Below are 23,765 nucleotides of genomic sequence, written 5' to 3'. Positions count from 1 at the left end.
TTTATGACCCGTGTAGCGGCTGCTTTTCTCGTCGTTGTCTTGACGCTCTGGCCCCAGCGGCCGCAGGCCTGGGGTTTTTTCGGGCACCGCACCATCAACCGGCTGGCCGTGTACACGCTGCCGCCCGAGCTGCTGGGCTTCTATAAGAGCAACATCGACTACCTCACCGAAAACGCCACCCGCCCCGACTCGCGCCGCTCCGTAGTACCCGAGGAGGCCCCGCGCCACTACATCGACCTGGACGTGTATGGCGACAGCGCCGCTTACAAGCTGCCACGCAACTACGCCGACGCCGTGGCCCGCTACAGCCTCGATACGCTCCAGCGCCACGGCATTGTGCCCTGGCACGTGGTGGTGATGAAAAATCGCCTGACCGAAGCCTTCCGCAGCCGCAACGCCGACCGGATTCTGAGCGTGTCGGCCGACCTGGGGCACTACGTGGCCGATGCCTGCGTGCCCCTGCACACCACCCATAACTACAACGGGCAGCTCACGGGGCAGCGCGGCATTCATGGGCTTTGGGAAAGCCGCCTGCCGGAGCTGCTGGCCTCGGGCTACGACTTTTTCACGGGTCCGGCCCCCTATATCGAACGGCCCACGGCTGCTATCTGGGCCACCGTCACGCGCTCCAGCAACGCCGTCGACTCTGTGCTGCGCTTTGAGAAGGAGCTGACGACCAAATTCCCGGACGACAAGAAATACACCTTTGAGCAGCGAGGCAATGCCACCGTGCGCACCTACTCCCGCGAGTTCAGCCGCGAGTACCACCAGCGCCTCAGCGGGCAGGTAGAGCGGCAGATGCGCCTGGCCGTGCGGCTGGTGGGCGCGTTCTGGTACACCGCCTGGGTGGATGCCGGCCAGCCCGACCTGCGCAACATGCCCCGCACCGTCTCGGCCGAGGAGCAGCAGCGCCTGGCCCGCGAAACCGAGCAGCTCCAGCAGGCTCCGGTTACCAACGCCCCCGGCCACGCGGACTAAAGCGGTGAAATAGTAAGCTGGTGAAATGGTGAGTTGACGTTCTAACTGCGCAATTTGCTTCAACAGGCGGGTTTAGCGCCAGTACAACATCCAAACTCACGATTTCACTCCTCACCATTCACCTTATGAAAGGCTTGCTTACGCTGGTGCTGCTCTCGGTTTCCAACCTGTTTATGACGTTTGCCTGGTATGGGCACCTGCAGTTTAAAAAGCTGCCGTGGTTCAGCAAGCTGGGGCTGGTGGGCATTGTACTGGTAAGCTGGGGCTTAGCCTTCTTCGAGTACGTGTTTCAGGTGCCGGCCAACCGCATCGGCTTCGAGGAAAATGGCGGCCCCTTCAGCCTGTTTCAGCTCAAAGTCATTCAGGAAGTGGTGTCCCTGACGGTGTTTACGCTGTGCGCGGTGTACGTCTTCAAAACCGAAAAGCTAGGCTGGAACCACCTGCTGGGCTTTGGGCTGCTGGTGGCCGCAGTGTATGTGATATTCCGGAAGTGGTGAGAACCAACTCAACTATTATCTGACCTTACGGCGGAAAAATACTGGTTTTGCATAGATAATTTCTATGTTTAACCCCGTCAATCAACCTTCTCCCTCTTTTTTCTATTCTCTTTGCATGGAGCAGACCTACAATTCCACCATGAATACTCCGCCCGCGGGCGGCCCGCCACCCAAAAACTGGCTGGTAGAATCTATCCTGGTCACCATCTTCTGCTGCCTTCCCTTCGGGATTGTAGGCATCATCAACGCCGCCAATGTAAACTCCAGCATAGCCCGGGGTGACTACGCCGGGGCACTGGACGCTTCCCAGAAAGCCGGCAAATGGACGAAAATCGGGTTTTTCGTTGGCCTGGGAGGCATTGTACTGTACATCCTTTTCATGTTCGTGTTCGGTGGCCTGGCTATGATGAACGCCGCCTCCCAATAATCCGCTTTTCAGCGTGCCATTAGTTTCCGTCAGCAGGGCCAGCGTACTGGGCCTCGGCATACTCGCCGGGCTTACGCTGGCCCTGTTGTATTTCCGCCTCGACCCGGCCCACTACCCTTTTCCCCGCTGCCCGATCAACTGGCTGACCGGCTGGCACTGCCCGGGCTGCGGCACGCAGCGGGCCTTGCACGCTTTGCTGCGCGGGCAGCTGGCGCGGGCCGCCGGCCTCAACCTGCTGGCCGTAGCGTGCGTGCCGCTGCTGCTGCTGGGTGGCCTGCTCGAAGTCGGGGCCTTTCTGCGGCCGCAAAACCGGCGTCTTTCCTGGCTTTACCAACCCTGGCTGGGCTGGACGGTAGTTGGCAGCACCCTGCTATTTACGGCCCTGCGAAACACGCCCACCACACTGGGAGTTTGGCTGGCGCCTTAGCGCCTGCACAAGGGCATAAAGACGCGCAGCCAACGCGAAACCAACATTTTGAGCTTACAGACAGGGACGGGTAAGCTCGTCTTTAAGTTCGCCCTGCCTCCTTCTGAGTCTCATCCGGACGTGCTGGTTGCGGCTGATACGGCTGACCTCTTCAACCTCTTGCAGGCGCTTGCGTAGGAAACGCGCTGCCCACCCCGGGCGGATTCCCTTTCCTATGCCACAAAAACTCTACTCCTGGCTGAGCGGCTTGCTCGTGCTGCTCAGCATTTCTACCACCCACGCGCAGAAAGTGGGCCTGGTGCTCAGCGGCGGCGGGGCCAAAGGGCTGGCCCACGTGGGCGTGCTGAAGGTGCTGGAGAAAAACCGCATCCCCATCGACTACATTGTGGGCACCAGCATGGGCGCTATTGTAGGCGCTATGTACGCTGCCGGCTACTCCCCCGACGAAATTGAGAAGATCGTGCTCAGCCAGGCGTTTCAGGACTGGGTGGCCAACCGCCCCCTCAACGGCAAGGTGTACAACTACTTTGAAACCGACGACAACCCCGCCGCCCTGCACCTGGGTCTGGCCATCGACAGCAAGTTCAAGACGCGCATCACGCCGCGCCTGATCAACGACGCCACCCTCAACTACCAGCTGGCCACCATGCTGGCTCCCGCCGGCGCCATCTCCGACTACGACTTCGACCGGCTGCTGGTGCCCTACCGGGCCGTGGCTTCCGAGGTATTCACGCGCAAGCGCGTGGTGCAACGCAGCGGGTCCCTGGCCGATGCCGTGCGCAACTCCATGGCTTTTCCACTGGCGTTCCGCCCCATCCGGCAGGCCGATGGCCGCTACCTTTTCGACGGGGCCGTGGTAGATAACTTTCCCACGGGCGTGATGAAGGAAGAGTTCAAGCCCGATATTATGATTGGGGTGAACGTGGGCGACGTGGCCTACAAGCAGTACCCCAAGGATAAGGATGACCAGCTGCTGACCGGCACGCTCGTTTTCCTGGGCTCCAACGTGGCCGATACGCTGTCGGTAGGGCCCAACGGTATCTTCATTCAGCCTGACTTGGAAGGCTACGGCGCCGGCGACTTCAACCGCGCCAAGAAGCTGGTGAACCTGGGCGAAACTGCTGCCGAGGCCAAGCTGGCGTTGATGCTGCGCCGCATTCCGCGCCGCGAGGATACGCTGGCTTTGCAGCAGCGCCGCCGGGCTTTCCAGGAGCGCGCGCCCCGCCCCGATTTCAAGCAGGTGAACGTGCAGGGCCTGCCCACAGAGCAGCAGGCCTTTGTGCGGCGCTTTTTCCGGCGCACCGGCACCAGCTACACGCCCTCTGATATCGAGGAAGGCTATTTCACGCTGGTAGACAACGACTTCTTCTCCAACGTGTACCCGCGGGTGATGTATGATAAGCAGAAGCAGGGATACGTACTGAGCGTGGATGCCCGCCAGGCCAACAACCTCACCGCCGACCTGGGCGTGCTGCTGTCTACGCGCTCCATGAGCAACTTTTACCTGGGCGGCTCCTTCCGCTACCTCAACCGCTACCTCTACACCGTGCAGGCCAACGCCACCGTGGGCCGTTTCTACAATGGGGTGCATGCGGCATTCCGCGTCAGTGTGCCGGGCCGGTTTCCGCTTTACATCCAGCCCCAGCTTACGTTCAACAACTTCAACTATCAGGACACCGGGGGCCTGCTGGGGACCAACACCGAAACCACCCAGATTCAGCAGCGCGACCTGATAACCAACGTGCAGATTGGCATCAGCCCCAACTACCGCAGCCGCTACATCCTCACGGCCGGGGCCTTTACCAACCGTGACCGATTTGCCAATACCGATTCGCTGAACAGCCAGGACAACCTCGACCAAAGTAGCCTCAGCGGTTTCACGGCAGCGCTGCGTTTCGAGCGCAACTCCCAGAACCGGCGCCAGTATGCTACCCTGGGCCGCCGCGTGGAGTTTGGCTTCCGGGCCGTGTCGGGGGTAGAGAACTACGACCCCGGCAGCACGGCCCTTGAGCTGGAGGGCCGCAAGAAAAACCACCAGTGGCTCCGGGCCAGCGCGTTTATCGAGCAGTTTTTCTCGCTGAATAAGGTTGACAGTGTAGGAGTGCGCACGAAATCCTGGGGCTTCACCACCGACTTAGTGGCTACTACGCAGGGAAGGTTTGCCACCTACCGTTCCTCGCTCACCGCCTCCCCCGCTTTCCTGCCCCTGCCCGACTCCCGCACCCTGTTCCTGGACCGCTACCGGGGCACAGCCTATGCTGCCGGCGGGCTGCACTACGTGCAGGCGCTGTTTGGGCCCGTGGAGTGGCGTACTTCCGTATACGCGCACGTGCTGGTGCGTCCCTGGGGCCGCGACCCCAACAACACTTTGCTCGCCAAACGCGAGAATACCGTTTCTCGGCCCTACCTCACGGCCATGACGGGGCTTACCTACCAGACGCCCGTAGGGCCGGCGTCGCTGCAGTTCATCACCTACGATGAGCGGGAGCACCGCTTCGGCGTGTTTGCCCACATCGGCTACGTGCTATTCCGCGACCGGTCTCTGGATTAGGTTGTTTCGGGTTGGTTGTTCGTTGTTTGCTGTTACCTTATTCAGTATGAAGCTGGCCGTCATTGCCATCTGAAAACGAACAACTGCAAACAAACAACGAACTATGGGCTACTCAACTACTCCGGCTGCTGCGTAGGATAGTGCGGTGGTTCCTCCCCCGCTGTGTGGGGCGAGGCGGGACCAGGGCCGCAGCCGGCCAGCACGGCGCATTCCAGGTCTTCACCGTGGTGCAGGTAACGAAACAGCACCGTAGCCAGCCACGTGGCCAGCGGCGGCGCCACCCAATACAGCCACAGCCCTTGGTAGCTACCGGCGGCCAGCGCCGTGCCCAGGGAGCGGGCCGGGTTCAGGCTCATGCCAGAATAGGGCGTTTCGAACACAATGTACACGGCCAGCAGCAGCCCCAGTACCACGCCCGTCCAGCGCTTCAGCCGGCCCGAATGCAGGGCCACAAGCAGCACTATCATCAGCAGAAAGGAAATACCAAACTCCGCCCAAAACGCTACCAAAGGCCCCTGTGGCCCCGGCTCAGTAACGGTGAAGTTTACGGCGGGGTGGGCATACCAGCGGCCCAGACTCCCGCGTAGCAGCTGTGCGGCTCCCACAGCTCCGGCCAGCTGGGCCAGCACGTACCATACGGCATCGGGGGTGCGCAGCTTGCCCAGCTGCCAGAACGCCAGCGTCACGGCGGGGTTGATATGGGCCCCGGACCGCTTGCCCCAGGGACTATACACGATGCTCACAATCACCAGCGCCATGCCCAGGCCCATCAGGGCGCGGCGTGCCACCGGCTGCATGGGCAGCCACGGCGCCAGCGGCGACGCGGGATGCTCCAGCAGCACCGTCAGCAAACCCGCGCATAGCACGAAGAAGGCCAATCCGGCTGCCTCAGCCAGGTAATAGGGCCAGTGACGACGAAAAGCAACGCGCAGATGGGCAGCAAATGGCATAAACACCTGATTCGGGAAAGCTGCCTTCTACAACGCGCCGCCGGATGGCCGGTTGCTACGGTTGAGCTACCTACCCGGCCCGAGAGCCGCTACGGCTGCACCAGAATCAGGGCTGAGGAAGCGGGCACTTCCACCGTTGCACTCACCCCGGCAACTTCCAGCGGCCGGATACCTTTGGGGTTGATTTCTTTGCCGGCCAGCACCACAGAGTACTTGCCACCGGGCACGGTCAGCGAAGCGGGCTGGCGGTTGCCATTGAAAAGCACCGTAATCGTGTTCCACTCGTCGCCGCCGGCGTGGTCTTTCAGGCGGTAGCCGATGGTATTGGCCGGCACGTTGGGCAAAAACTCCAGGTGCTCTTGAATGGCAGCCTGCGAAGGCAGACGAAAGGCTGGGTGGGCACGGCGCAGGGCAATCAGCTGGCGGTAGAACTCGAACACCCGCGCGTATTGAGCTTTGCGGCCCCAATCCAGTTGATTCACGGCGTCGGGCTGATTATAGGAGTTATGCGAGCCGCCCTTGGTGCGCAGAAACTCGTCGCCGATGGGCAAGAACGGCACGCCCTGCGACGTAAACACGATGACGTTGCTAAGCAAATCCATCTTCACGCGCTCTGCCTCCGGCACGCCGGGGTTGGCGGCGGCCAGCTTGTCCCAGAGCACCATATCGTCGTGGCAGGCCACGTAGTTGATGGTCTGAGCCGGGGAGTTGGCCCAGGGCGCTTTGGAGTAGTTCACCTTGGTATAGTCGAGCTGGGGGTGCTGAGTGGCGGCCACAATGCCGAACTTCACGCTTTCCTCCAGGCCCGGCTGGCCGCTGGCAAAGCCCGGCTCGGTCTGGCGGGCAAAGTGACCTTTCACACCGTCGCGCAGCTCATCGGAGAAGGCAGCTATGCGGTCCAGCTTGCCCACGTTGGCTTTCAGAGCCCGCTCGGCGTCGGGCACGGGCGAGCTGCCGGCCGTCCATCCTTCTCCGTACACAAAGATGGAGTGGTCGATTTCATCCAGGGCCACCCGTACGGACCGCATGGTGCGCAAATCCAGCACGCCCATCAGGTCAAACCGAAACCCATCCACGTGGTAGTGCCGCGCCCAGTACGCCACCGACTCCACGATGAGCTTGCGCACCATGGGCCGCTCGGAGGCCACTCGTTGCCGCAGGCCGCTGCGTCGGACAAAGAGCCATCGGCGCGGTGGCGGTAGTAGTAGCCGGGCACCAGCTGCTCGAAGGATGAGCGGGCGGCATCGGCGGTGTGGTTATACACCACGTCCAGCACCAGGCGCAGGCCGCGGCGGTGCAGCTTCTGCACCACTTGCTTCAGCTCCAGAATGCGGGCAACGGGGTCGGCGGGGTCGGAGGAGTACGAGCCTTCGGGCACGGTGTAGTGCAGCGGGTCGTAGCCCCAGTTAAAGCGGTTGGCCGCCAGCTGGCTTTCGTCGATGGAAGCAAAGTCGTTGGTGGGCAGCAGGTGCAGGTGGGTGATACCCAGCTCCGAAAGGTGGTCGAGGCCGGTTTTCACCCCTCCGGGCCCGGTGGTGCCCAGCTCCGCCAGCGCCAAGTATTTGCCCTTGTTGCGCAGGCCCGACTCCGGGTGCATGGATACGTCGCGCACGTGCATTTCCCCAATCACCACGTCGGTAGGCTGGCGCAGCTTGGGACGCAGGTCGTCTTCCCACTCGGCGGGGCTCACGGTGGCAGGGTCGAGCAGGGCGCCGCGCTGCCCGTTCAGGCCCACGGCGTGCACGTAGGGGTCGGGCACCTCGGCCAGCTGACGACCCTGAATGGTGGCCTGTACCACGTAGAAACGACCGGGCGGCTGCGCGGGCAGCGTGTACGTCCAGGTGCCGCCGGCCGCTTTCTGCATGGGGTACTCAGCCACCGGCGCGCCACCGGTGCCCTCGGCGTAGAGCTTGAGCTGGAGCTTTTCGGCGGTGGGTGCCCACACCCGCAGGCGGGCCTGCCCGCGTACGAAGGTCAAACCCAGGTCGGGGCCGTCGTAAGTGGGCAGAGCGGCGTAGGTATCGGTGGGCAGGGCGGTGCGGCAGGTGCTGAGCGACCCAAGCGTGAGCAGGGCCGCGCAGAAAAGTGGAAGCTTCATGGGAAAGGAAATAGGCTACGAAGTTCGACTTTTCCCGCTGCTATTTCACCTATATAGCTGGTCTTTCATGCACCTCGAATTAACGGACACTTACGTGGCTTGTGCCTTTAAACAACGCTGCCTGCGCGGGCCGATGAACTTCCTTGGCCGCGCTGCAGGGCTATATATTCACAGCCGAAGAGCAAAGCTGCGCAGCAGCTGGGCTATTTCCTGCGGGGCCTCATAAGGCAGCAGGTGACCCGCCCCGCCGATAATTTCCAGCGGCGTGCCTTCGGGCAGCAGCGGCAGGGTTTCGAGGCCGTGCACGGAGGGCGACATTACGGCGTCCTGGTCGCCGGCCAGGATGGTGCAGGCCACCGCTATAGCACACACCCGGTCAGTTAGGTTTTCCCGGCTGCCGTGCAGCAGCCACGCGTCCCAGGCAGCCCGGCTGCTGCGCAGGTTGTCGGCCACAATCTGCTGATGCCAGTGCCGGGGCAGCGCCCGGACGGTGATGCGGCGCAGAGTGCTTTCGGCCTCCGCCAGCTTGCCCCAGGCCCGCAGGCTGGCGGCGCGGTCTTCATCCGTCATGGGCTCGGGGGTGGGTGGCGAAGGGCTAAGCAACGCCACGCCGGCCAGCCCGGGAGGCTGCCGGGCCGCCAGTGCCAGCGCAATCTTGCCGCCCATGCTGTGGCCTACTAACACGTAGCGCGAAAGGCCGTGCTTCTGGATGAAGGCCGCTACCTCATCGGCGTAGGCATCCACGGAAAAGCCACCGGCCGACATGGGTGCTTCCCCAAAGCCACCGAGGTCGGGCGCCAGAAATGCGTAGTCAGGAGCCAGCAAATCGGCTACGGGTTGGAAGGCGCGGCCAGAACCGGCCCAGTAATGCAGGCCAACAAACGTAAGAGAATCAGGCATAGGAAGCTTGTACGCTCGGGAGTAAGCTTCGGGTACGCAAGCCGGACGCCCCCTCCCAGGCAGATATATCATTGCTTTGCCGTCGAAATGTCGTTGGCAGACATGCCTATTATCCTTGCCAGACATTTCGAATGACGTTGGCAGACATGGCGAATGTCGTTGGCAGACATGGCGCATGTCTTTACCAGACATTCTGCTGACAAAGACATGCTCTGCTTCTCGCGTGGGGAAGCGGGGCTGTTGACGGGGCAGAGTGCATGGCCGCTGGCGCGGCCGTCACCCGGGAGACTGACTTCTACCCGTCGGCGGGCAGACGCGCCAATTTTGCTGGCTAAGTCTGCCACCTGGGCTGGGGCACTTCGGGCTAAAAAACAAGCCCGCACTGATAGCTCAGTGCGGGCTTTTCTATTGACATCAACTAACCGGTTACAGCGCCTTCTTGCGGGAAGCCTGGAACTTCTTGATCTGCGGGTCGATGATTTTCTTATCACCTACCACCACAATGGTCATGGCCTCGGGACGCACGTACTTGCGGGCGGTTTCGCTCACTTGCTGGGGCGTCACGGCGTTGATGTTCTTCACCTGCTCGGTGAGGTAAGAATCGGGCAGGCCGTGCAGCTCCAGGGTGTTGAGCTGGCCGATGATGCCGCCGGGCGTGGAGTTGCGCAGCACAAACATGCCCGACTCGTAGTTCTGGATGCCTTTCAGCTCCTCGGTTGTGGGTGGAGTTTTCTGCAGGCGCTCAATCTCATACACGATTTCCTTGAGCGAGTTGCCGGTTTCCTGGGTGGTCACGTCGGCGTTCTGGCTCCAGTTGCCGGTGCGGTAGTGGGTTTCGAGGTAGCTGTAGGGCGAGTAGGTGTAGCCCTTGTCTTCCCGGATGTTGCGCGTGATGCGCGAGCCAAAGGAGCCGCCCAGCAGGGAGTTCATCACCCGCACCTTGGTATAGTCGGGATGCGAGGGGTCAACCACGGGCAGACCGATGACGATGGTCGACTGCGGGGCGTTGGGCCGGTCTAGGGTGGTGATGTCGGGACGGGTCTGGGACTTGGCAATTTCGATGTGCGGGGCCGGGCCTTTGGGCATGCTCACCCAGGCCTTGGTAATGGCCTCGCGCACGGCGGCGTTGTCGAACTTGCCGGCCACGAACACGGCCGTGCGCTGGGCGCCGTACTGCGTCTGGTAGAAGGTTTTCACCTGCGCCAGCGTGAGGGCGTCAATTTCGGCGTCGGAAGGAATGGGCCGGCCGTAGGGGTGGGTGCCGTAGAGGGCAGCCGTGAACTTTTGGCGGGCCTGGGTGCCGGGCTGGGCACGGGCCAGGGACATCTGACGCTTAAAGTCGGCTTTCACGCGGGCAAACTCGCTTTCCGGCAGCGTGGGGTGCAGCACCACATCGGCCAGCACCGCCGACAGCTCGGGGGCAAACTCACTCAGGCAGGAAGCATAAATCTGGGTCTGGTCCATGCCCACCGACACGCTTAGGTCGCCACCCATGCGGGCTACCTTGTCGGCCAGTTGCTGGGCCGAAAGCGTGGCGGTGCCTTCGCTGAGCAGCTTGCCCAGCAGATCAGCCACGCCTACCTGCCCGGCCTCCTCGTGCACGTTGCCGGCCTGAATGGCCACCATCATCGTCACTTTGGGCACCTGGCCGTAAGGCACCAGCTTCGCCTTCAGCCCATTGGAAAGCGTGAATTCTTCCTTGGCCGGCAGCGTGAAGTCGCGCGGGGTGCCACCGGCGGGCGGAGTTTCGCGGGGCGTGGTGGGTACTGCCGCAGCCGCGGGAGTTGCGGCAGCGGCCGGTTTGGCGGGAGCCGCGCCCGTGGTTTTGGTTTTCACCTTGACTTTCGTCTGGGCCAGGGCGGCCGGAGCGGCGGCCGAAGCCAGGGCCACGCAGAGCAGCCCGTTTACTAGGATTTTCATGGCGTGGTTAGGTTAGCTTTTGGCCAGCGGGTTGACGATGAGCAGGGTGCGGTTGGTAGGCCGCAGGTACTCCTGCACGGTGCGCTGCATGATGGCGGGCGTTACTTTGCGGAACTCCGCTTCCAGCTCGTTGATGCGGGCGGGGTTGTTGTCGAACAAGGCAAACGAGGCCAGCATATCGGCCCGGCCAAAGCCGGCAAGCTGGTCATATAGGTTGGAGCGCAGCTTCACTACGGCCAGGTCCAAGGTATTCTGGTCGATGCCGCCCTTGGCCAGGCGGTCAATTTCCTGGTCGAGCACGCTTACCACGGAGTCGGATTTCACGGTGTTGTCGTACACCAGGTCACCCATCCAAAGCATAGGACCGGAGTAGTTGAAGGCGTTGCCGAGGTAGTTGATGCCCCCGCTCACGTTGTCGGTGAGGCCGCGCTTCTGCACCATGGCCTGGTAGAGGCGCGAGTCCTTGCCCTGTAGCATAATCTGGTCGAGCAGGATGAGGGCGTAGTACTCCGGCGTGTTGCGGTCGGGCATGTGGTAGGCAAAGGCCAGGGCCGGCTTGGTGGCCAGCTTGTCGTCCTTGGTAAAGCGCTGCTCTTTTTCCTGGCGGGGCTCCGTGATGTCGGGCTTGGGTGGTTGGGTAGCGGCCGGAATGTTGGCGAAGTACTTCTCTATCCAGGCTTTGGCTTCGGTGGGCTCAAAGTCGCCCGTAATGGCCAGGGCCGCGTTGTTGGGCGCGTAGTAGGTTTTGAAGAAGGCCTGCGCGTCGGGCAGGGTAGCCGCGTCCAGGTCCTTCAGGTCGCCGTAGAAGTTGTGGGCGTTGTTCCAGTTTTTGTTGGCGTACTGGGGCATATCCAGCCACGGAAAGCCGCCGTAGGGCTGGTTGAGCACGTTCACCCGCACCTCGTTTTTCACTACGCCCTGCTGGTTGGTCAGGCTGGCCTGGTTGATGGCAAGGCCGCGCATCCGGTCGGCTTCGGCCCAGAGCATGGTTTCGAGCTTATGCGCGGGCACTATCTCGAAGTAGTTGGTGAAGTCGAAGCGGGTAGAGCCGTTGAGCGTGCCGCCGTTCTTCTGCACCAGCTGGATGAACTCCATCTTGCCCAGGTTCTGGGAACCCTGGAACATGAGGTGCTCAAACAAGTGCGCGTAGCCGGTCCGGTCGCGGGGCTCGTTGCGGAAGCCTACGTTATAGTAGGCCGCCACGGTAGCCGTGGGCGCGGTGTGGTCGGGCGAGAGGACTACCTTCAGGCCGTTGGGCAGGGTGTAGTACTCCACCGGAATCTGGAACGAAGATGCCGCCGGGGCCGCTGGAGCAGCGGCTGCTACCGGCGTTGGAGCGGGGGTGTTCACAACGGATGCGGCCTTGGGGCTGCACCCGCCGAGCACCGCCAGTAAGGCTGCCGTGCTCCATACCGACCCACGGTCGGATATGCGTGTTTTCATAGAAGAGAGGTTAGGATGAAGAGAACTGAAATGAGCCTTCAACCTACGCAATCTTCCTTGAATCAACAGCAATAGGCAGCAGGCGGCAGTACCAAATGCGTCAACCGGTACTATACGCCTCATAAAGCAGCCCGAGCCGTTGGCGTTGCGAAGGCGAAATACTACCTTGACGTATTGTTAGCCACTGTTCTTATGAATTTACTATACCATTGCCTAGCAGCGTTGCCCCTGGGCATCATCTTGCTCAGTGGGTGCAAAAAGGAGGATGTAGCCAGTCGATGCCAGACCGGCTGCACCACGGTGCAGGGCCGCTTCATGACCGGTAACGGGACCGAGCCACTACGCGGGCTACCTATCAAAGTGGTCTGGTTCAGGGATTATGGCTTTTTTGGCCGGACGGGCTTGCGCACCAAGGCCACCACTACCACCGACGCGGATGGCAACTACACGCTGCGCTACGCCCTGACGGAGGAAGAGCTGACAACGGGCTACCTGGACGCGGACATCGAAATCGTCAACCAGCCTGCTTACTACGGTATACAAGGCGCGCACGTGCCCACCGTGCAGCAGCGCGACACGCTACTGGTAGCGCCCACGTACTGGCTGCCCCGGCCCGCCAGTCTGGTGTGCAAGCTCCTCAACCCCGCCGATATGCAGACCAATGACCGAATCAGTCTCGATATTACCTTCAAGCCAGGGCCGGGACGGAATGGCTACGGCGGCACTGTTGCGGGCTTTGCCAGTCCGGCTATAACCGGTAGTAGCACCACCACTTCCTTTGACGTGCCCGCCGAGCAGCTGCTGCGAATCAAGGTGCTTCGGTACCGCAACTCCGACACGCCACTCACCGTCACGCGCGACTCGCTGTTGCTGGGTCGAAACGAGGAGCGCACCTACGAAGTGCGGTTTTAAGGCCTACTTCTCCACTTTAAGCGTCGCGGGCCGGGAAGTCAGCTCGAACATTTCGCCGTGGGGCACCATGGTTATCTGCCCAAACTCCCGGATCATCATTTTATAGCTCTCTCCTACCGGCCGGATTTTGCGGTCGAGGTCGTAAAGGCCGCAGGCATTCACGGAAAGGCGCTTCTCGGCCAGGCTGATGTCCCAGTCGAGCTGGTCCAGCAGGCTATACCACGTGAAGCCTACCACCGGCACACCGTCCTGGCGGATGCGCTGCACGTTCACCCACTGCTTCCAGAGCCAGCACTCGGCATCTTTGGCGTTGAAGGTGTTGGTTTCGGTGTGCATCACAGGCTTGCGGTACCGCTCGTAGTACTGGCGCGTCATAGTGTACCAGCCCAGCACGTCCTCGGCCGCGCACCAGTTGCCATCGGGCTTGATGATTCGCTCGTTGCGGCCGTAGTAGTCGTTGCCCATGATCTGGTAGCCGGGCGGCTCGCCAGCCATAAACCACTCCAGCTCGTCGCGCGTGAGGCCGTTATCCAGGCAGTAGAGCAGCACTTCCGAGTCGATAGTGTGGGCGTAGAGCAGGTCGAGGGAGAGAAACCGGAGCTTGTTCTGCAGCCGGATTTCGGGGCTTTGCACGGCGCGCATCTCGTGGATGTACTCTGCCGACTCACTTTGCACAATCACGCAGTCGGGCCGGTACTTGGCTATCTGCTGGTTGCCCATGATGCTGGCCGCCGTAATGTGCTTCATGGCCGTGATAAAGGCGCGGTCGTCCTTCAGCTGCTCATTCCAGATGCCGTCCTTGGCGGAGGCCCGGGCCGTCACGTAGATTTCGTTGACGGGCGTGTAGAACCGTACCCAGGGGTAGCGCCGGGCCACGGCCCCGCAGTATTCCGCAAAGTGCACGGGCAGCTCGGGGTTCTGGAAGTTGCCCACCCAGTCAGGCACGCCAAAGTGCATCAAATCCAGAATGGGTGTGATGCCCAGGCGCTTGATTTCGGCCATGGCCTTGTCGGCAAACTCCCAGTCGAACTGGCCGGGGGCTTTGTGGATGAGGTAGTACGGCAGGTTGTAGCGCAACACCTTCAGGCCCAGCTCCCGCACCAGCGCCAGGTCTTCCTGGTAGCGGTTGTAGTGGTCGGTTTCGGCCAGCAGGTCGCGCCGGATGGTGCCGTTGGCAATGGTGGGATACGAACACTCAATGCCGGTGGCAAACATGAAGTTACCGGGCAGGTTGGTGGGCAGGCCGGATCCGTCGTGGCCGGCAGCCCCGCCGTACTGGTCGCCCTGGTAGCTGCCGTCGCCGAAGTGTTTCTTGATATGCGTGAGAAAGGATTTCATACGTGAGCTGTTAGCTACCGCAGGCTGGCCAGAAACTTATCGGCGGTGCGCAGGCTGAGGGCCATGATGGTAAGGGCGGGGTTGACGCTGAGGGCGCTGGGAAACACGGAGTTGTCGCAGATGTAGAGGTTGGGCACGTCGAAGGCCCGGCCCTCGGGGTTTACTACCGCGTCGTCGCCGCTTAGGCCCATGCGCGCCGTGCCTATCACGTGGGCGTACCGCTCGAAAGCCCAGATGTCGCGGGCACCGGCGGCTTCCCAGATCTGGCGCATCAGCTTTTCGGCGTGGCGGTTCATGCGCTGCTCGTTTTCCTGGGCCGTGAAGTGCAGGCGGGGCTTGGGCAGCCCCCGCGCATCTTTCTCTTCGGCCAGCTCCAGGAAGTTCGCCGCGTGCGGCAGGCAGTCACCCAGAATGTTGATGCCGGCCATGTGGTTGTAGCTGCGCATGTAGTCGCGCAGGGCCTGGCCCCAGAGCTTGCGCTGGCGCACCATCTGGGTGGCAAAGGTCACGGGCATCACCCCAATGCTCTGCAACAGGTAGCCCCCCGCGAAATCGGCATTCTTGGGCCGGTGCGTGTCCTCGGAAATCAGCCCGCCCGGAATGCCTTTGTAGGGCCGGATGTCCTCCGGAAATGTACCCCACACCTGCATGCCCGGGTGAGCCATGAAGTTCTTGCCCACGTGGCCGCTGCTGAGGGCCAGCTCGTTGAGCATGAGCAAGCGGGGCGTTTCCACCGCTCCGGCGCACAAAAACAGGTGGCGGCAACGCTGGCGCACTGTCTGTCCATACTGCTCGTACACCACACCCGTCACCCGGCCTTGCTCGTCGCGCTCAATTTCCGTCACAAAGGCATCGGCCCTGATTTCGGCCCCGTAGCTTTCGGCCAAGGGCAGGAAGGTGACGTCCATGCTGGCTTTGGCCCCGCGGTTACAGCCGGCCTGGCAGAAGCCCCGGTTGGTGCAGGCCTCGCGCCACCCAATGCCCTCTTGGTAGTAGCGCGCCGACAGCGCCGCGTTGGCCGCCGGTGAGGTTTGAATCCCCAGTTGAGCACAGGCGCGCTGCATGAGCTGGGCTGCGCCGTTCAGGGGCAGCGGGGCCAGCGGGTAGCCTTTGCGGCGGCTCGGGTTCCAGGGGTAAGGCGTAGGCCCGCTGACCCCCAGAAAGTGCTCCAGCTCCTCGTAGTACGGCTCCAACTCTTCGATACCAAACGGCCAGTCGACGCCCTGGCCGAAGTCGCGGTGCAGGGTGAGGTCGTTGGCGTGGGCGCGGGGGGTGTAGGCGGTGTAGTGCAAAGTGGAGCCGCCCACGCCGGTGCCCGAGTTGTTTTTGCCGAACGCCACCGGGCTCTGGCCTGCCGACAGCCGCTCGTCGTTCCAGAACAGGAAGCTCTGGGCTTTTTCGTCGGTTGCGTAGTCGCGGGCCGGGTTGCGGCGGGGACCGGCTTCCAGGGCCACTACTTTCAGACCGGCCATAGCCAAGCGCGCCAGCAACGGTGCCCCGCCCGCACCGGTTCCAATCACCACGCAGTCAACCTCCTCCACGGGGTTGGGCAGAAGATCCGGTAGTTCCTGCTCGGTCGGGGCAGCGTCAAGGGCGGCACTTTCGGCCAAAAGGGCTTGCAGCAGCGGATCCTGGATTTCCGGTTTCACCGGGTTCAGCACACTTTCTTCCAGTACTTCTTCCTCGGGCATAAGGTGAGATGGTGAAACAGTGAGGTGGTGAAATGTGCTAAGCGGCAATGCGCAAATGGCGTAAGTCGAACATCAAACTCACCACTTCACAACTTCACCTCCGTAGGCTCCCGGTCTTCGGTTTCGTTGAGGCCTAGGCGCTGCCAGCCGGGCACATCGGCCATGCCCACGTAGCCGATTTCCTCCTGAGCCAGGGGATGAGCGTAGTAGATTTCGGTCAGCTCAGCCAGCAGGTCCTCAAAAAAGCGGCTTTGCGGAAGCTGCTGCCAATTCTCACCAGCGGCATTACCAGCCGCCAGCTGCTCCAGCACCGCATCTTGCCGGGCTTCATCCAAGGCAGTAAACACCTGCTGAAATTGCGCCTGCGCCGCCTGATTGATACCGCCCAGCCCCAGCCGGAAGGCTTCCCGGTCGGGGGGCATAGCATCGTAGCGCCAGCCGTCGGCGGTGCCAGCCAACAGGCGCTGGTCGATGGCAGGGGTCAGGGCAATGGGTGTTTCACGATCAGGCTGCGGGAAAATGCGGGCCGCCACAGCTTCCAACAAGGCATAGGTGGCAGGGTCAAAAAACTGGGGCTCGTAGCCAGCGGCCGAAACCAGCCGGGCTTCCAAGGCCGCACGGGTTGCCGGCGTTACGAGGTCGGTGGAGAGTAAAGCGCGAACGGTGCCTGCGGGGTACTGCGGCATAAGAGAAGAGTCAGCGTTAATGACGAGCTTCTACAGTACCACTACGCTGGTTCAAAAGTTATTATTCAAACAAAAGAAGTGCTTCTCCGAGTGGAGAAGCACTTCTTTTGGGGCGAGGCAGTAGCTCAACTACTGGTCGCTGCTCAGCTTGCCGCCCGTCACGTGCACGAGGGAGCCGGTCATGAACGAGCCATCCTGGGAAGCCAGCAGCACGTAGGCCGGGGCCAGCTCCTCGGGCTGACCGGGGCGGGCCAGGGCCACCTCGTAGCCAAACTTCTCGATTTCCTCCTGGGGCATGGTGCCGGGGATGTTGGGCGTCCAGACCGGGCCGGGCACCACGCAGTTCACCCGGATGCCCCGCTCACCCAGGTGCGTAGCCAGGCTTTTGGTGAAGGCGTGAATGGCCGACTTGGTGGCGGTGTAGTCGATGAGCAGCGGGTTGCCAGTCAGGCCCACAATGCTGCCGGTGTTGATGATGCAGTCATCCTTGGTGAAGTGCGGCACGGCGGCCTGCGCCATCCAGATGTAGCCTAGGATATTGGTATCGAAGGTGCGGCGAATCTGCTCTTCGGGAATGTCCTCGAACTTTTCCTGCGCCATCTGAAAGGCGGCGTTGTTGACGAGAATATTCAGCCCGCCCAGCTCGGCGCGGGTGCGGCGCACGGCCTGCCGGCACTGCTCCGGGTCGCGCACGTCCAGCTGCAGCAGCAGGCAGCGGCGCTGCTGGGCTTCTACCAGGCGCTTGGTTTCCTCGGCATCCGCCAGGTTTTCGTTGAAGAGCACGGCCACGTGGGCACCTTCCATAGCAAAAGCCACCGCCACGGCCCGGCCAATCCCAGAGTCGGCACCCGTGATAAGGGCGATTTTGTCCTGCAGCTTGCCGGCCGCGCGGTAAGTGCTGAAGTTCATGCCCGGCTGCAGCTTCATATCGGCTTGTTTGGCCGGGTAAGGCAGCTTCTGAGCATGCTGCTTCATGTCCTTGGCCGTCGGGCGCGTCACCGGCTTGGGAGCTTCCGCCGAAGCCTTGGCGGCTTTTTTAGCGGCGGGTGTAGCGGCCGATTTGGCCGGAGTGGACGACGCGGCCGAAGTCTTTTTTGCGGGTTTGTTGGCAGCCATTGGAGCGCAGTCAGAATGTGTAGCTCAACCATACGCAGAAACCGGGCGGGCAGTCGGGTGGGGAAAGGCAGAAAGCCCGCATTTTTTCAGGAGCGCATAGGCCTCGGCCCAAAGACAAACGCGGGGCGCTCCTACCCCTGCGCTTCTGAACCCCAGTCAAGCCTACGGCGAAACGACATAGGCTTGGCCGGGTGCGTAAAGAGAACTGCGGGCGCATAGTACCCCCGTACTCCTCAGTGGCTGGCAGCCAGTTATATCAGAAAAAGGCCCCTCCTGCCGGAGCAGAAAGGGCCTTTTGCCGTTGCTTGACCAGTGCAACAGCTAGTTGCTGTACACATCATTGGCCTGCGAGACTTTCGCCTCTGCCAACGAAGGATAGTCGATGTAGCCTTTGTCGCCGGGCACGTAGAAGGTGCTGTAATCGGGTGTGTTCAGGGCAGCTCCCTGCTGGAAGCGCTCCACCAGATCGGGGTTGGCAATGAAGGGCACCCCGAAGGCAATCAGGTCGGCCTCGTTGCCGGCCAGGGCTTCTTCGGCTGTTTCCTGGGTGTAGCCACCATTCAGGATAAAGGTGCCCTGAAAGATTTTGCGCAGGTGCGCCGCCACGGCAGGTACGCCCGGCGCGGCGGCCATTGGGTGACCGGGGCGGGCTTCCACCACGTGCAGATACGCCAGCTTGAAGCGGTTGAGCTGCTCAGTCACGTAGCTGAAAGTAGCTACCGGGTCGGAGTCCTTGATGCTGCTGCTGCCCTGAGGCGCGAAGCGGATGCCTACGCGGTCGGCCCCAAGCTCATCTACCACGGCCTGCACCACTTCCAGCACGAAACGGGCGCGGTTTGCTACGCTGCCGCCATACTCGTCGGTGCGCTGGTTGGCACCGTCCTGCAGAAACTGGTCGAGCAGATAGCCGTTGGCGCCGTGGATTTCCGCTCCATCGAAGCCGGCGCGCTTGGCATTGCGGGCCGCCTGGCGAAACTGGTCCACTACGCCCGCAATTTCATTTAGATCCAGCGCCCGGGGCGTGGGCACTTCCTCGAACCCCTGGCCAGTAAATGCTTTTGCGCCTTCGGGCTTGATGGCCGAAGGAGCCACCGGCAGCTCGCCACCGTGGAAAGCAGGGTGCGAAACGCGGCCCACGTGCCAGAGCTGAATAAAAATGCGCCCACCCGCCGCATGTACGGCGTCGGTTACTTTTTTCCAGGCCGCTACCTGGGCTTCGGTATGAATACCGGGCGTGTTGATGTAGCCCACACCCTGGGCAGATACCTGGGCCCCTTCCGTGATGATGAGGCCCGCAGTAGCGCGCTGCACGTAGTACTGCACCGTCGAGTCGGTAGGCACGTTTTCGGGGTTGGTCGCCCGGCTGCGCGTCATCGGGGCCATTACGAGGCGGTTGGGCAGCTCAATGGCACCGAGCTGGAAGGGCGTAAATAATTGGGTTGTCTGGGTCATGAGAAAAGTAGCGTGTAGCAAGCCGGAGCGTGCCAGCTTGTTGGTTGGAAAGTCAGTTGCCAGTAACCCGTGTAGCTACACGAATGTTTTCAGGTCAACCGCTTTCTTTTCACTACGACTTCTACCTCGGGTAGCCCCACCAACAAAAAAAGCCCTGTATTGCAGCAATACAGGGCTTTTTTTGTACCAGAGACGGTGACAGAACCTACAACTCAGAAGACTCAGTAACTATTTATTCATCAGTCGCTTGCGTGACACGCAGCAACTGTTCGTTTTCAATGGGGGGCGTCAGAGGGGGCGTCTTCCATCATAAACCGCTTCACCTCGCTCTTATCGTGCCCCAGCAGCTCAATTACTTCCCACAACCGTTCCGTCGTTACGTCGGGGGCGCTGGGAATAAAGCTTGACACGCAGCCCCGCACCCGCCACAGCTGTTGAATGTCGCGGGCTTCCAGTGGGTAGGGCTTGCGGTGCGGGTTGTCCGAGTACAACAGCACCTCCATATCGGGCGAGGTAATCTGCTGGCGGATGCGCTTGAGCATGACACTCTCGCTGGTTACCACTACATAGACCTCCCCCGGCTCCAGCAGCCGCCGGTCATCCACGAGGGACGTTACCACCACGTCGTGGTGATTAAAGATGGGAATCATGCTGTCCCCCGCCACCTCGAAGGCGCGGTACGACCCGTGTTCAAAGCCCGGTATTTTGTAGTGGCGCAGGTCGCGCAGGTACACGGCCTCGTTGTGCTGCAAGGAGTAGCCAGCTTGGGCATGCACCGGCACCAGAACTGTGGTTTCTTCTCCATCCTTGTCTACCGTTACCGTCAGCACCTGCAGACTGCTGCTCTGATGCGGCGCCGTAGCTTTCACGACAGGGGCGCTACCGCCTACTTCCATCGGGCCCCGACCCAGCATCAGCCAATCCGCTGAGACGTTCGGAAAGCAGGCAAAGATGTCAAACAGCGTTTCGAAAGAAGGCTTCACTTCGCCGCTGAGCGTCTTGTAGAGCTTGCTTGACTTCCCATAGCCCAGCTTCACGCTGGCCTCATACGTGGTCAGGTTGTGCTGCTTAAACAGCTCCTTGATACGACTACCTACTTCAGCATCCAGGGTGTTGGGCAAAGAATTATTGCCCTGTGGCTCAACTTGTTGCATTATTAGGCGTGTTTTGGTTTTCTTTTATGCGAAAAGCATAGTAATATGTGTACTGTTTTGTAGCAGGTACAAAACAAATATACATTCTTTTCGCATAATAACATGAAACAACCGCGTAATAACGGCAAAGCCTCCACCCTCCATGAACTGGTCCGGCAGTTAGGGGCCCGGACCACTATTGTGCAGAATACGCTGGAAAAGCTTACGCAGCAGGGACATAGCTTCACCCGTAGCACGCTGCATAGCGTCATTCGGCGTGGTTATGGTACTCCGGTAATTATTAATGCACTACTGGAGACTATCGAGCAGGAGAAAGCCGCGCAGCGCATCATCCAGCAGCGCATTGCCCAGCTAACCGAGCAGTAGCCATGCAGACCGTCGTACTCATTCCTGAGCCTGAGTGGAAGCAGATTCTGGGGCGTCTGGAGAAACTGGAAACGGCCGAGCAGCACCGCGCCAGCGCAGCAGAAGCTCCCCCGGATGAGGTGCTGCCAACTGAGCAGGCCGCTGCCTACATCGGCCTCTGCGCCGAGGCTCTGCGGCGGGCGCGCCGTCTGGGCCGCATTCCCGGTGTGCGCCTCAACGACAAGGACTGGGGCTTTCGTCGCTCTGCCCTTGATGCCTACCCGCGCCGCTACCACCGCCCGGCCGCATGAGCCGGCAGCTCACCCACGGGGCATTGTTCAACGGCATCGGCGGTTTTCCGCTGGCGGCCAGTCAGGCGGGTATTCTTACCACCTGGACAGTCGAAAAAGACCCGTTCTGCAACGCCGTCAGCCGCCGGCATTTTCCTCACGCCCATCAGTACCTCGACATTCACGATGTCTACGCCCCCACGCCAGTTGACATTATTTCCGGTGGCTACCCCTGCCAGCCCTACAGCGCCGCCGGGAAGCGCCGCGGCGCGACGGATGACCGTGCGCTCTGGCCGCAGATGCTCCGCCTTGTTGACGCATTGCGGCCCGGCTGGGTCCTTGGTGAAAATGTTGCTCACCACGTCCGCCTGGGCCTCGCCGCTGTGCTCACTGACCTGGAAGCTGCAGGTTATGAAGTCTGGCCGCTGCTTATTCCGGCTTGCGGTGTCGGTGCCCCGCACCAGCGGGAGCGAGTCTGGATTCTGGCCCACACCCACGACCGTGGACGCCGGGACCGGCCGCATCAACCGCAGCCCGTCACCGGGGGCGGCGGAACGTCCTACACTGGCGCTGCTGGTGAAGATGCTGCCCACGCCCATAGCCAACGATGCCCAGAATCCCCAGGCCTACCCCAGCCGCCTGAACCGCTTACGACCAAGCGCCTACCGGGGCCTGGCCGTGGCCCTGATGCGGGAGCAGCCGGTACCGGTTCCTGGCCTCTCACTCAACCCCCGCTTCGTGCTCGAGCTGATGGGGTTTCCTCCCAACTGGTGCGACCTGACGGAGGCACAGATGCAGCAGGTGCGCCAGCAGATGCGCCGGAGCCGAAAGGCTGGGCCCGCCACGCCATAAAAGCCGCCGGGAATGCGCTGGTACCTCAGATTCCTACCCGGTTCTTTCAGTTCATTGCCGACTACGAAGACGGCCTCTCCGCCGCGCCCTGACACTGCCTACCAACGGCCGGTCTGCCTGTTAATGGGGTATTGTTTCACCCTTTACCCTACTGTCATGCAAGCTGTTATCCTGGTTTCCGAGGCTGAGTGGAACGGCCTCCTCAACGAAGTTGCCCGTCTCCGCAAGGAGGTGAAAAAACTGAGCCCCCCGGCCGCCCCGCCCACCCCGCCCGACCGCATCCTCAACGTGCGCGAGGCGGCCCAGTACCTCCGGCTCAAGCCTGAGGGTGTCCGCAATGCCCGCCGCCAGGGCCGCCTGCAGGGCCTGCGCCTTAACGAAAAGGAGTGGGGGTTCCGCCTCTCGGAGCTTACCTGCTACCTCACCCGCTACAACCGCCGCCCGCTGGACGGCCCCTTACCCGACTAACCCTAGCCTATGACCACCCAGCTTGCCCCCATCGTCGGCCCCGACGCGCCGGCCACGCCGTCCGTCATCCGTATCCAGAAAGCCAAAGTCAAAAACCAGCAGCTCGTCTGCGAATTCACGGAGCAGCGCACCGACGAGGCCCCGCCCCGGGCCTTCACGCTCACCGCGCACGAGCTGGTTCACCCCGACCTGCTGCACGCCTTCAGCCGCCTAGTGCCACATCTATGTCTGCTGACTGAGCAGCTGACGGAAACACCCACCTACTGGCCCGAAGACCCGGCCGAAGCTTTGCCCTCTCACTTCGACCAATTCACCGTCACCGGCCTGAGTGTAGGTCAGGGCGGCGGCGGGGTGACGCTCATTGGCCAACGCATGCTCAGTGGCGGCAAGATTCTCAACCTCACCAGCCCCTACGTCGCCTACGACGATGAAACCAGCCAGGCATACAACTATGCGGGTCTGCTCGACACGGCCGTCCTTGACGCCTTAACTGAAGTGGAGGCGGCTCTCCGGGGCAAGTGCACCGAGTACCGGCAGCTTAATCTGTTCGATTCGCCCACCGCCGCGCCGCAGTCGGGAGTCGGCGCCTAACGCCGCCGGCCTGTGAATTACATCCGCCACACCCGTGCCATCCATGAGCAACTAAGCCGTCAGCCCGCCGCTACTCCCCACCATATCAGTCTCTACTGGGCTCTGTTCTACCAGTGGAACGCCAGCCATTTCTCCCCCGGCATCGACCTCCTCCACCAGACCATCATGCAGGCAGCCCACATTGGTAACGAGCGTACCTACCGCGCTGCGCTGCGCGACCTGGAAACCTGGGGCCTGCTCACCTACCAGCCCAGTACCTCCCGGCACCAGCCCAGCCGCTGTTTCCTGACGGACGCATCGGGGGCAGAAGTGCCCGAAGTAAACAGTCCTGCCAGAGGCGAACCTGCCCCCGGTAAAACCCGCACTACCACAGGCGAAAATGCCTCCGATACCACCCTGTTATCAGGGGCAAAAGTGGCCCCGGTAAAAGGCTCATCAGGTGCAGAAGTGCCCCCGGTACTCCTTATAGGGAATAAAACAGATTGTAGTAGTAAACATCTACATCAAAACAGCAGCGGCGGACCGAAAAAAAAGAGGAGCAGATTTGGCCGGACGAAGAGCTTTCAAGTGATGACGATTCATCAACTCCAACAAGCCATGCTAACGGCACAGGCGAAGCCCCCAAGACGCCGCGAATAAAGCGGGGTGCTGCGCAAAAAAGAAGGGGGTAGGCTCCAGT

The 23,765-nt window shown here is 61.7% G+C and carries 24 protein-coding genes; 12 read left to right on the top strand and 12 right to left on the bottom strand.

All coding sequences use genetic code 11. The features are described from left to right. Nucleotides 1-3 precede the first annotated feature (3 nt). From LRS06_RS11595 to LRS06_RS11575, 5 genes are all read left to right on the top strand, one after another. Nucleotides 4-978: a zinc dependent phospholipase C family protein gene (locus LRS06_RS11595; protein ID WP_257871641.1), complete on the top strand. Its 975-nt coding sequence runs from the start codon at nucleotides 4-6 to the stop codon at nucleotides 976-978. A gap of 125 nt (nucleotides 979-1,103) precedes the next feature. Continuing rightward, complete coding sequence (locus LRS06_RS11590; protein ID WP_257871640.1) at nucleotides 1,104-1,475, top strand: DMT family protein; 372 nt, start codon at nucleotides 1,104-1,106, stop codon at nucleotides 1,473-1,475. 115 nt (nucleotides 1,476-1,590) lie between these two features. Continuing rightward, nucleotides 1,591-1,902, top strand: a complete 312-nt coding sequence (locus tag LRS06_RS11585) for a CD225/dispanin family protein (protein ID WP_257871639.1) — start codon at nucleotides 1,591-1,593, stop codon at nucleotides 1,900-1,902. A 13-nt stretch (nucleotides 1,903-1,915) separates the two neighbouring features. Next, entirely contained in the window at nucleotides 1,916-2,329 is a 414-nt protein-coding gene (locus tag LRS06_RS11580) for a DUF2752 domain-containing protein (RefSeq protein ID WP_257871638.1), read from the top strand. Between the two features lie 214 nt (nucleotides 2,330-2,543). Continuing rightward, nucleotides 2,544-4,880, top strand: coding sequence for a patatin-like phospholipase family protein (locus LRS06_RS11575; protein WP_257871637.1), 2,337 nt, complete (start codon nucleotides 2,544-2,546; stop codon nucleotides 4,878-4,880). Nucleotides 4,881-4,996: 116 nt separating this feature from the next. Here LRS06_RS11575 and LRS06_RS11570 read toward each other — a convergent pair whose 3' ends face one another. The 6 genes from LRS06_RS11570 to LRS06_RS11545 all read right to left on the bottom strand — a co-directional run bounded on the left by LRS06_RS11570 (nucleotide 4,997) and on the right by LRS06_RS11545 (nucleotide 12,191). After that, on the bottom strand, nucleotides 4,997-5,830 hold the full coding sequence (locus LRS06_RS11570) for an MIP/aquaporin family protein (RefSeq protein WP_257871636.1): 834 nt from the start codon (nucleotides 5,828-5,830) through the stop codon (nucleotides 4,997-4,999). 89 nt (nucleotides 5,831-5,919) lie between these two features. After that, entirely contained in the window at nucleotides 5,920-6,978 is a 1,059-nt protein-coding gene (locus tag LRS06_RS11565; RefSeq protein ID WP_257871635.1) for an alpha-1,6-glucosidase domain-containing protein, read from the bottom strand. Continuing rightward, nucleotides 6,882-7,928 (bottom strand): alpha-amylase family glycosyl hydrolase, encoded by a 1,047-nt coding sequence (locus LRS06_RS11560; protein ID WP_257871634.1) that lies wholly within the window; start codon nucleotides 7,926-7,928, stop codon nucleotides 6,882-6,884. Before LRS06_RS11560 ends, LRS06_RS11565 begins: the two co-directional genes overlap by 97 nt. A gap of 168 nt (nucleotides 7,929-8,096) precedes the next feature. Then, nucleotides 8,097-8,828 (bottom strand): alpha/beta fold hydrolase, encoded by a 732-nt coding sequence (locus LRS06_RS11555; RefSeq protein WP_257871633.1) that lies wholly within the window; start codon nucleotides 8,826-8,828, stop codon nucleotides 8,097-8,099. A 426-nt stretch (nucleotides 8,829-9,254) separates the two neighbouring features. Beyond that, a complete protein-coding gene (locus LRS06_RS11550) occupies nucleotides 9,255-10,748 on the bottom strand; it encodes a pitrilysin family protein (RefSeq protein WP_257871632.1) in 1,494 nt (497 codons plus the stop codon). A 12-nt stretch (nucleotides 10,749-10,760) separates the two neighbouring features. Then, the gene (locus LRS06_RS11545) at nucleotides 10,761-12,191 is read right to left on the bottom strand and encodes a pitrilysin family protein (protein WP_257871631.1); all 1,431 of its coding nucleotides are present in this window, start codon (nucleotides 12,189-12,191) and stop codon (nucleotides 10,761-10,763) included. A gap of 192 nt (nucleotides 12,192-12,383) precedes the next feature. Here LRS06_RS11545 and LRS06_RS11540 point away from each other — a divergent pair, with 192 nt between their 5' ends. Continuing rightward, on the top strand, nucleotides 12,384-13,103 hold the full coding sequence (locus tag LRS06_RS11540) for a hypothetical protein (RefSeq protein WP_257871630.1): 720 nt from the start codon (nucleotides 12,384-12,386) through the stop codon (nucleotides 13,101-13,103). Nucleotides 13,104-13,106: 3 nt separating this feature from the next. Here the strand turns inward: LRS06_RS11540 and LRS06_RS11535 are convergent, their stop codons facing one another. The 6 genes from LRS06_RS11535 to LRS06_RS11510 all read right to left on the bottom strand — a co-directional run bounded on the left by LRS06_RS11535 (nucleotide 13,107) and on the right by LRS06_RS11510 (nucleotide 20,540). Beyond that, nucleotides 13,107-14,441 carry a family 1 glycosylhydrolase gene (locus tag LRS06_RS11535; RefSeq protein WP_257871629.1) on the bottom strand — a complete coding sequence of 445 codons (1,335 nt, stop codon included), beginning with the start codon at nucleotides 14,439-14,441 and terminating at the stop codon, nucleotides 13,107-13,109. A gap of 14 nt (nucleotides 14,442-14,455) precedes the next feature. Beyond that, complete coding sequence (locus LRS06_RS11530; RefSeq protein ID WP_257871628.1) at nucleotides 14,456-16,132, bottom strand: GMC family oxidoreductase; 1,677 nt, start codon at nucleotides 16,130-16,132, stop codon at nucleotides 14,456-14,458. Between the two features lie 86 nt (nucleotides 16,133-16,218). Beyond that, nucleotides 16,219-16,818: a gluconate 2-dehydrogenase subunit 3 family protein gene (locus tag LRS06_RS11525; RefSeq protein ID WP_257871627.1), complete on the bottom strand. Its 600-nt coding sequence runs from the start codon at nucleotides 16,816-16,818 to the stop codon at nucleotides 16,219-16,221. Nucleotides 16,819-16,947: 129 nt separating this feature from the next. After that, nucleotides 16,948-17,793, bottom strand: a complete 846-nt coding sequence (locus tag LRS06_RS11520) for an SDR family oxidoreductase (RefSeq protein WP_374679443.1) — start codon at nucleotides 17,791-17,793, stop codon at nucleotides 16,948-16,950. Between the two features lie 462 nt (nucleotides 17,794-18,255). After that, the gene (locus tag LRS06_RS11515; RefSeq protein WP_257871625.1) at nucleotides 18,256-19,386 is read right to left on the bottom strand and encodes an alkene reductase; all 1,131 of its coding nucleotides are present in this window, start codon (nucleotides 19,384-19,386) and stop codon (nucleotides 18,256-18,258) included. 275 nt (nucleotides 19,387-19,661) lie between these two features. Continuing rightward, nucleotides 19,662-20,540 carry a LexA family transcriptional regulator gene (locus tag LRS06_RS11510; protein WP_257871624.1) on the bottom strand — a complete coding sequence of 293 codons (879 nt, stop codon included), beginning with the start codon at nucleotides 20,538-20,540 and terminating at the stop codon, nucleotides 19,662-19,664. 102 nt (nucleotides 20,541-20,642) lie between these two features. Between LRS06_RS11510 and LRS06_RS11505 the strand changes: the two genes are divergently transcribed. The 6 genes from LRS06_RS11505 to LRS06_RS11480 all read left to right on the top strand — a co-directional run bounded on the left by LRS06_RS11505 (nucleotide 20,643) and on the right by LRS06_RS11480 (nucleotide 23,725). Then, the gene (locus tag LRS06_RS11505) at nucleotides 20,643-20,906 is read left to right on the top strand and encodes a hypothetical protein (RefSeq protein WP_257871623.1); all 264 of its coding nucleotides are present in this window, start codon (nucleotides 20,643-20,645) and stop codon (nucleotides 20,904-20,906) included. A 2-nt stretch (nucleotides 20,907-20,908) separates the two neighbouring features. Then, on the top strand, nucleotides 20,909-21,196 hold the full coding sequence (locus LRS06_RS11500) for a helix-turn-helix domain-containing protein (RefSeq protein WP_257871622.1): 288 nt from the start codon (nucleotides 20,909-20,911) through the stop codon (nucleotides 21,194-21,196). After that, complete coding sequence (locus tag LRS06_RS25545) at nucleotides 21,193-22,119, top strand: DNA cytosine methyltransferase (protein WP_374679425.1); 927 nt, start codon at nucleotides 21,193-21,195, stop codon at nucleotides 22,117-22,119. The genes LRS06_RS11500 and LRS06_RS25545 overlap by 4 nt, the downstream gene beginning before the upstream one ends. 64 nt (nucleotides 22,120-22,183) lie before the next feature. Beyond that, nucleotides 22,184-22,495, top strand: a complete 312-nt coding sequence (locus LRS06_RS11490) for a DNA-binding protein (protein WP_257871620.1) — start codon at nucleotides 22,184-22,186, stop codon at nucleotides 22,493-22,495. Between the two features lie 9 nt (nucleotides 22,496-22,504). Next, nucleotides 22,505-23,086: a hypothetical protein gene (locus LRS06_RS11485; RefSeq protein WP_257871619.1), complete on the top strand. Its 582-nt coding sequence runs from the start codon at nucleotides 22,505-22,507 to the stop codon at nucleotides 23,084-23,086. 12 nt (nucleotides 23,087-23,098) lie between these two features. Then, on the top strand, nucleotides 23,099-23,725 hold the full coding sequence (locus LRS06_RS11480; protein ID WP_257871618.1) for a hypothetical protein: 627 nt from the start codon (nucleotides 23,099-23,101) through the stop codon (nucleotides 23,723-23,725). The last annotated feature ends 40 nt before the right edge of the window (nucleotides 23,726-23,765 follow it).

It is taken from the genome of Hymenobacter sp. J193 (assembly GCF_024700075.1).
Classification (GTDB): Bacteria; Bacteroidota; Bacteroidia; order Cytophagales; family Hymenobacteraceae; genus Hymenobacter.
The sequence above is the reverse complement of the archived record's forward strand: the minus strand, read 5'-3'. Positions and strand labels throughout refer to the sequence as shown.

Bases quoted from the DNA above. Each gene is read 5' to 3' on its own strand.
- LRS06_RS11490 (WP_257871620.1), top strand. From the start codon at position 22,184: ATGCAAGCTGTTATCCTGGTTTCCGAGGCTGAGTGGAACGGCCTCCTC.
- LRS06_RS11485 (WP_257871619.1), top strand. From the start codon at position 22,505: ATGACCACCCAGCTTGCCCCCATCGTCGGCCCCGACGCGCCGGCCACG.
- LRS06_RS11500 (WP_257871622.1), top strand. From the start codon at position 20,909: ATGCAGACCGTCGTACTCATTCCTGAGCCTGAGTGGAAGCAGATTCTG.
- LRS06_RS11595 (WP_257871641.1), top strand. From the start codon at position 4: ATGACCCGTGTAGCGGCTGCTTTTCTCGTCGTTGTCTTGACGCTCTGG.
- LRS06_RS11545 (WP_257871631.1), bottom strand. From the start codon at position 12,191: ATGAAAACACGCATATCCGACCGTGGGTCGGTATGGAGCACGGCAGCC.
- LRS06_RS11590 (WP_257871640.1), top strand. From the start codon at position 1,104: ATGAAAGGCTTGCTTACGCTGGTGCTGCTCTCGGTTTCCAACCTGTTT.
- LRS06_RS11575 (WP_257871637.1), top strand. From the start codon at position 2,544: ATGCCACAAAAACTCTACTCCTGGCTGAGCGGCTTGCTCGTGCTGCTC.
- LRS06_RS11520 (WP_374679443.1), bottom strand. From the start codon at position 17,793: ATGAAGCAGCATGCTCAGAAGCTGCCTTACCCGGCCAAACAAGCCGAT.
- LRS06_RS11535 (WP_257871629.1), bottom strand. From the start codon at position 14,441: ATGAAATCCTTTCTCACGCATATCAAGAAACACTTCGGCGACGGCAGC.
- LRS06_RS11510 (WP_257871624.1), bottom strand. From the start codon at position 20,540: ATGCAACAAGTTGAGCCACAGGGCAATAATTCTTTGCCCAACACCCTG.
- LRS06_RS11555 (WP_257871633.1), bottom strand. From the start codon at position 8,828: ATGCCTGATTCTCTTACGTTTGTTGGCCTGCATTACTGGGCCGGTTCT.
- LRS06_RS11530 (WP_257871628.1), bottom strand. From the start codon at position 16,132: ATGCCCGAGGAAGAAGTACTGGAAGAAAGTGTGCTGAACCCGGTGAAA.
- LRS06_RS11525 (WP_257871627.1), bottom strand. From the start codon at position 16,818: ATGCCGCAGTACCCCGCAGGCACCGTTCGCGCTTTACTCTCCACCGAC.
- LRS06_RS11505 (WP_257871623.1), top strand. From the start codon at position 20,643: ATGAAACAACCGCGTAATAACGGCAAAGCCTCCACCCTCCATGAACTG.
- LRS06_RS11560 (WP_257871634.1), bottom strand. From the start codon at position 7,928: ATGAAGCTTCCACTTTTCTGCGCGGCCCTGCTCACGCTTGGGTCGCTC.
- LRS06_RS11515 (WP_257871625.1), bottom strand. From the start codon at position 19,386: ATGACCCAGACAACCCAATTATTTACGCCCTTCCAGCTCGGTGCCATT.
- LRS06_RS11570 (WP_257871636.1), bottom strand. From the start codon at position 5,830: ATGCCATTTGCTGCCCATCTGCGCGTTGCTTTTCGTCGTCACTGGCCC.
- LRS06_RS11550 (WP_257871632.1), bottom strand. From the start codon at position 10,748: ATGAAAATCCTAGTAAACGGGCTGCTCTGCGTGGCCCTGGCTTCGGCC.
- LRS06_RS25545 (WP_374679425.1), top strand. From the start codon at position 21,193: ATGAGCCGGCAGCTCACCCACGGGGCATTGTTCAACGGCATCGGCGGT.
- LRS06_RS11540 (WP_257871630.1), top strand. From the start codon at position 12,384: ATGAATTTACTATACCATTGCCTAGCAGCGTTGCCCCTGGGCATCATC.
- LRS06_RS11585 (WP_257871639.1), top strand. From the start codon at position 1,591: ATGGAGCAGACCTACAATTCCACCATGAATACTCCGCCCGCGGGCGGC.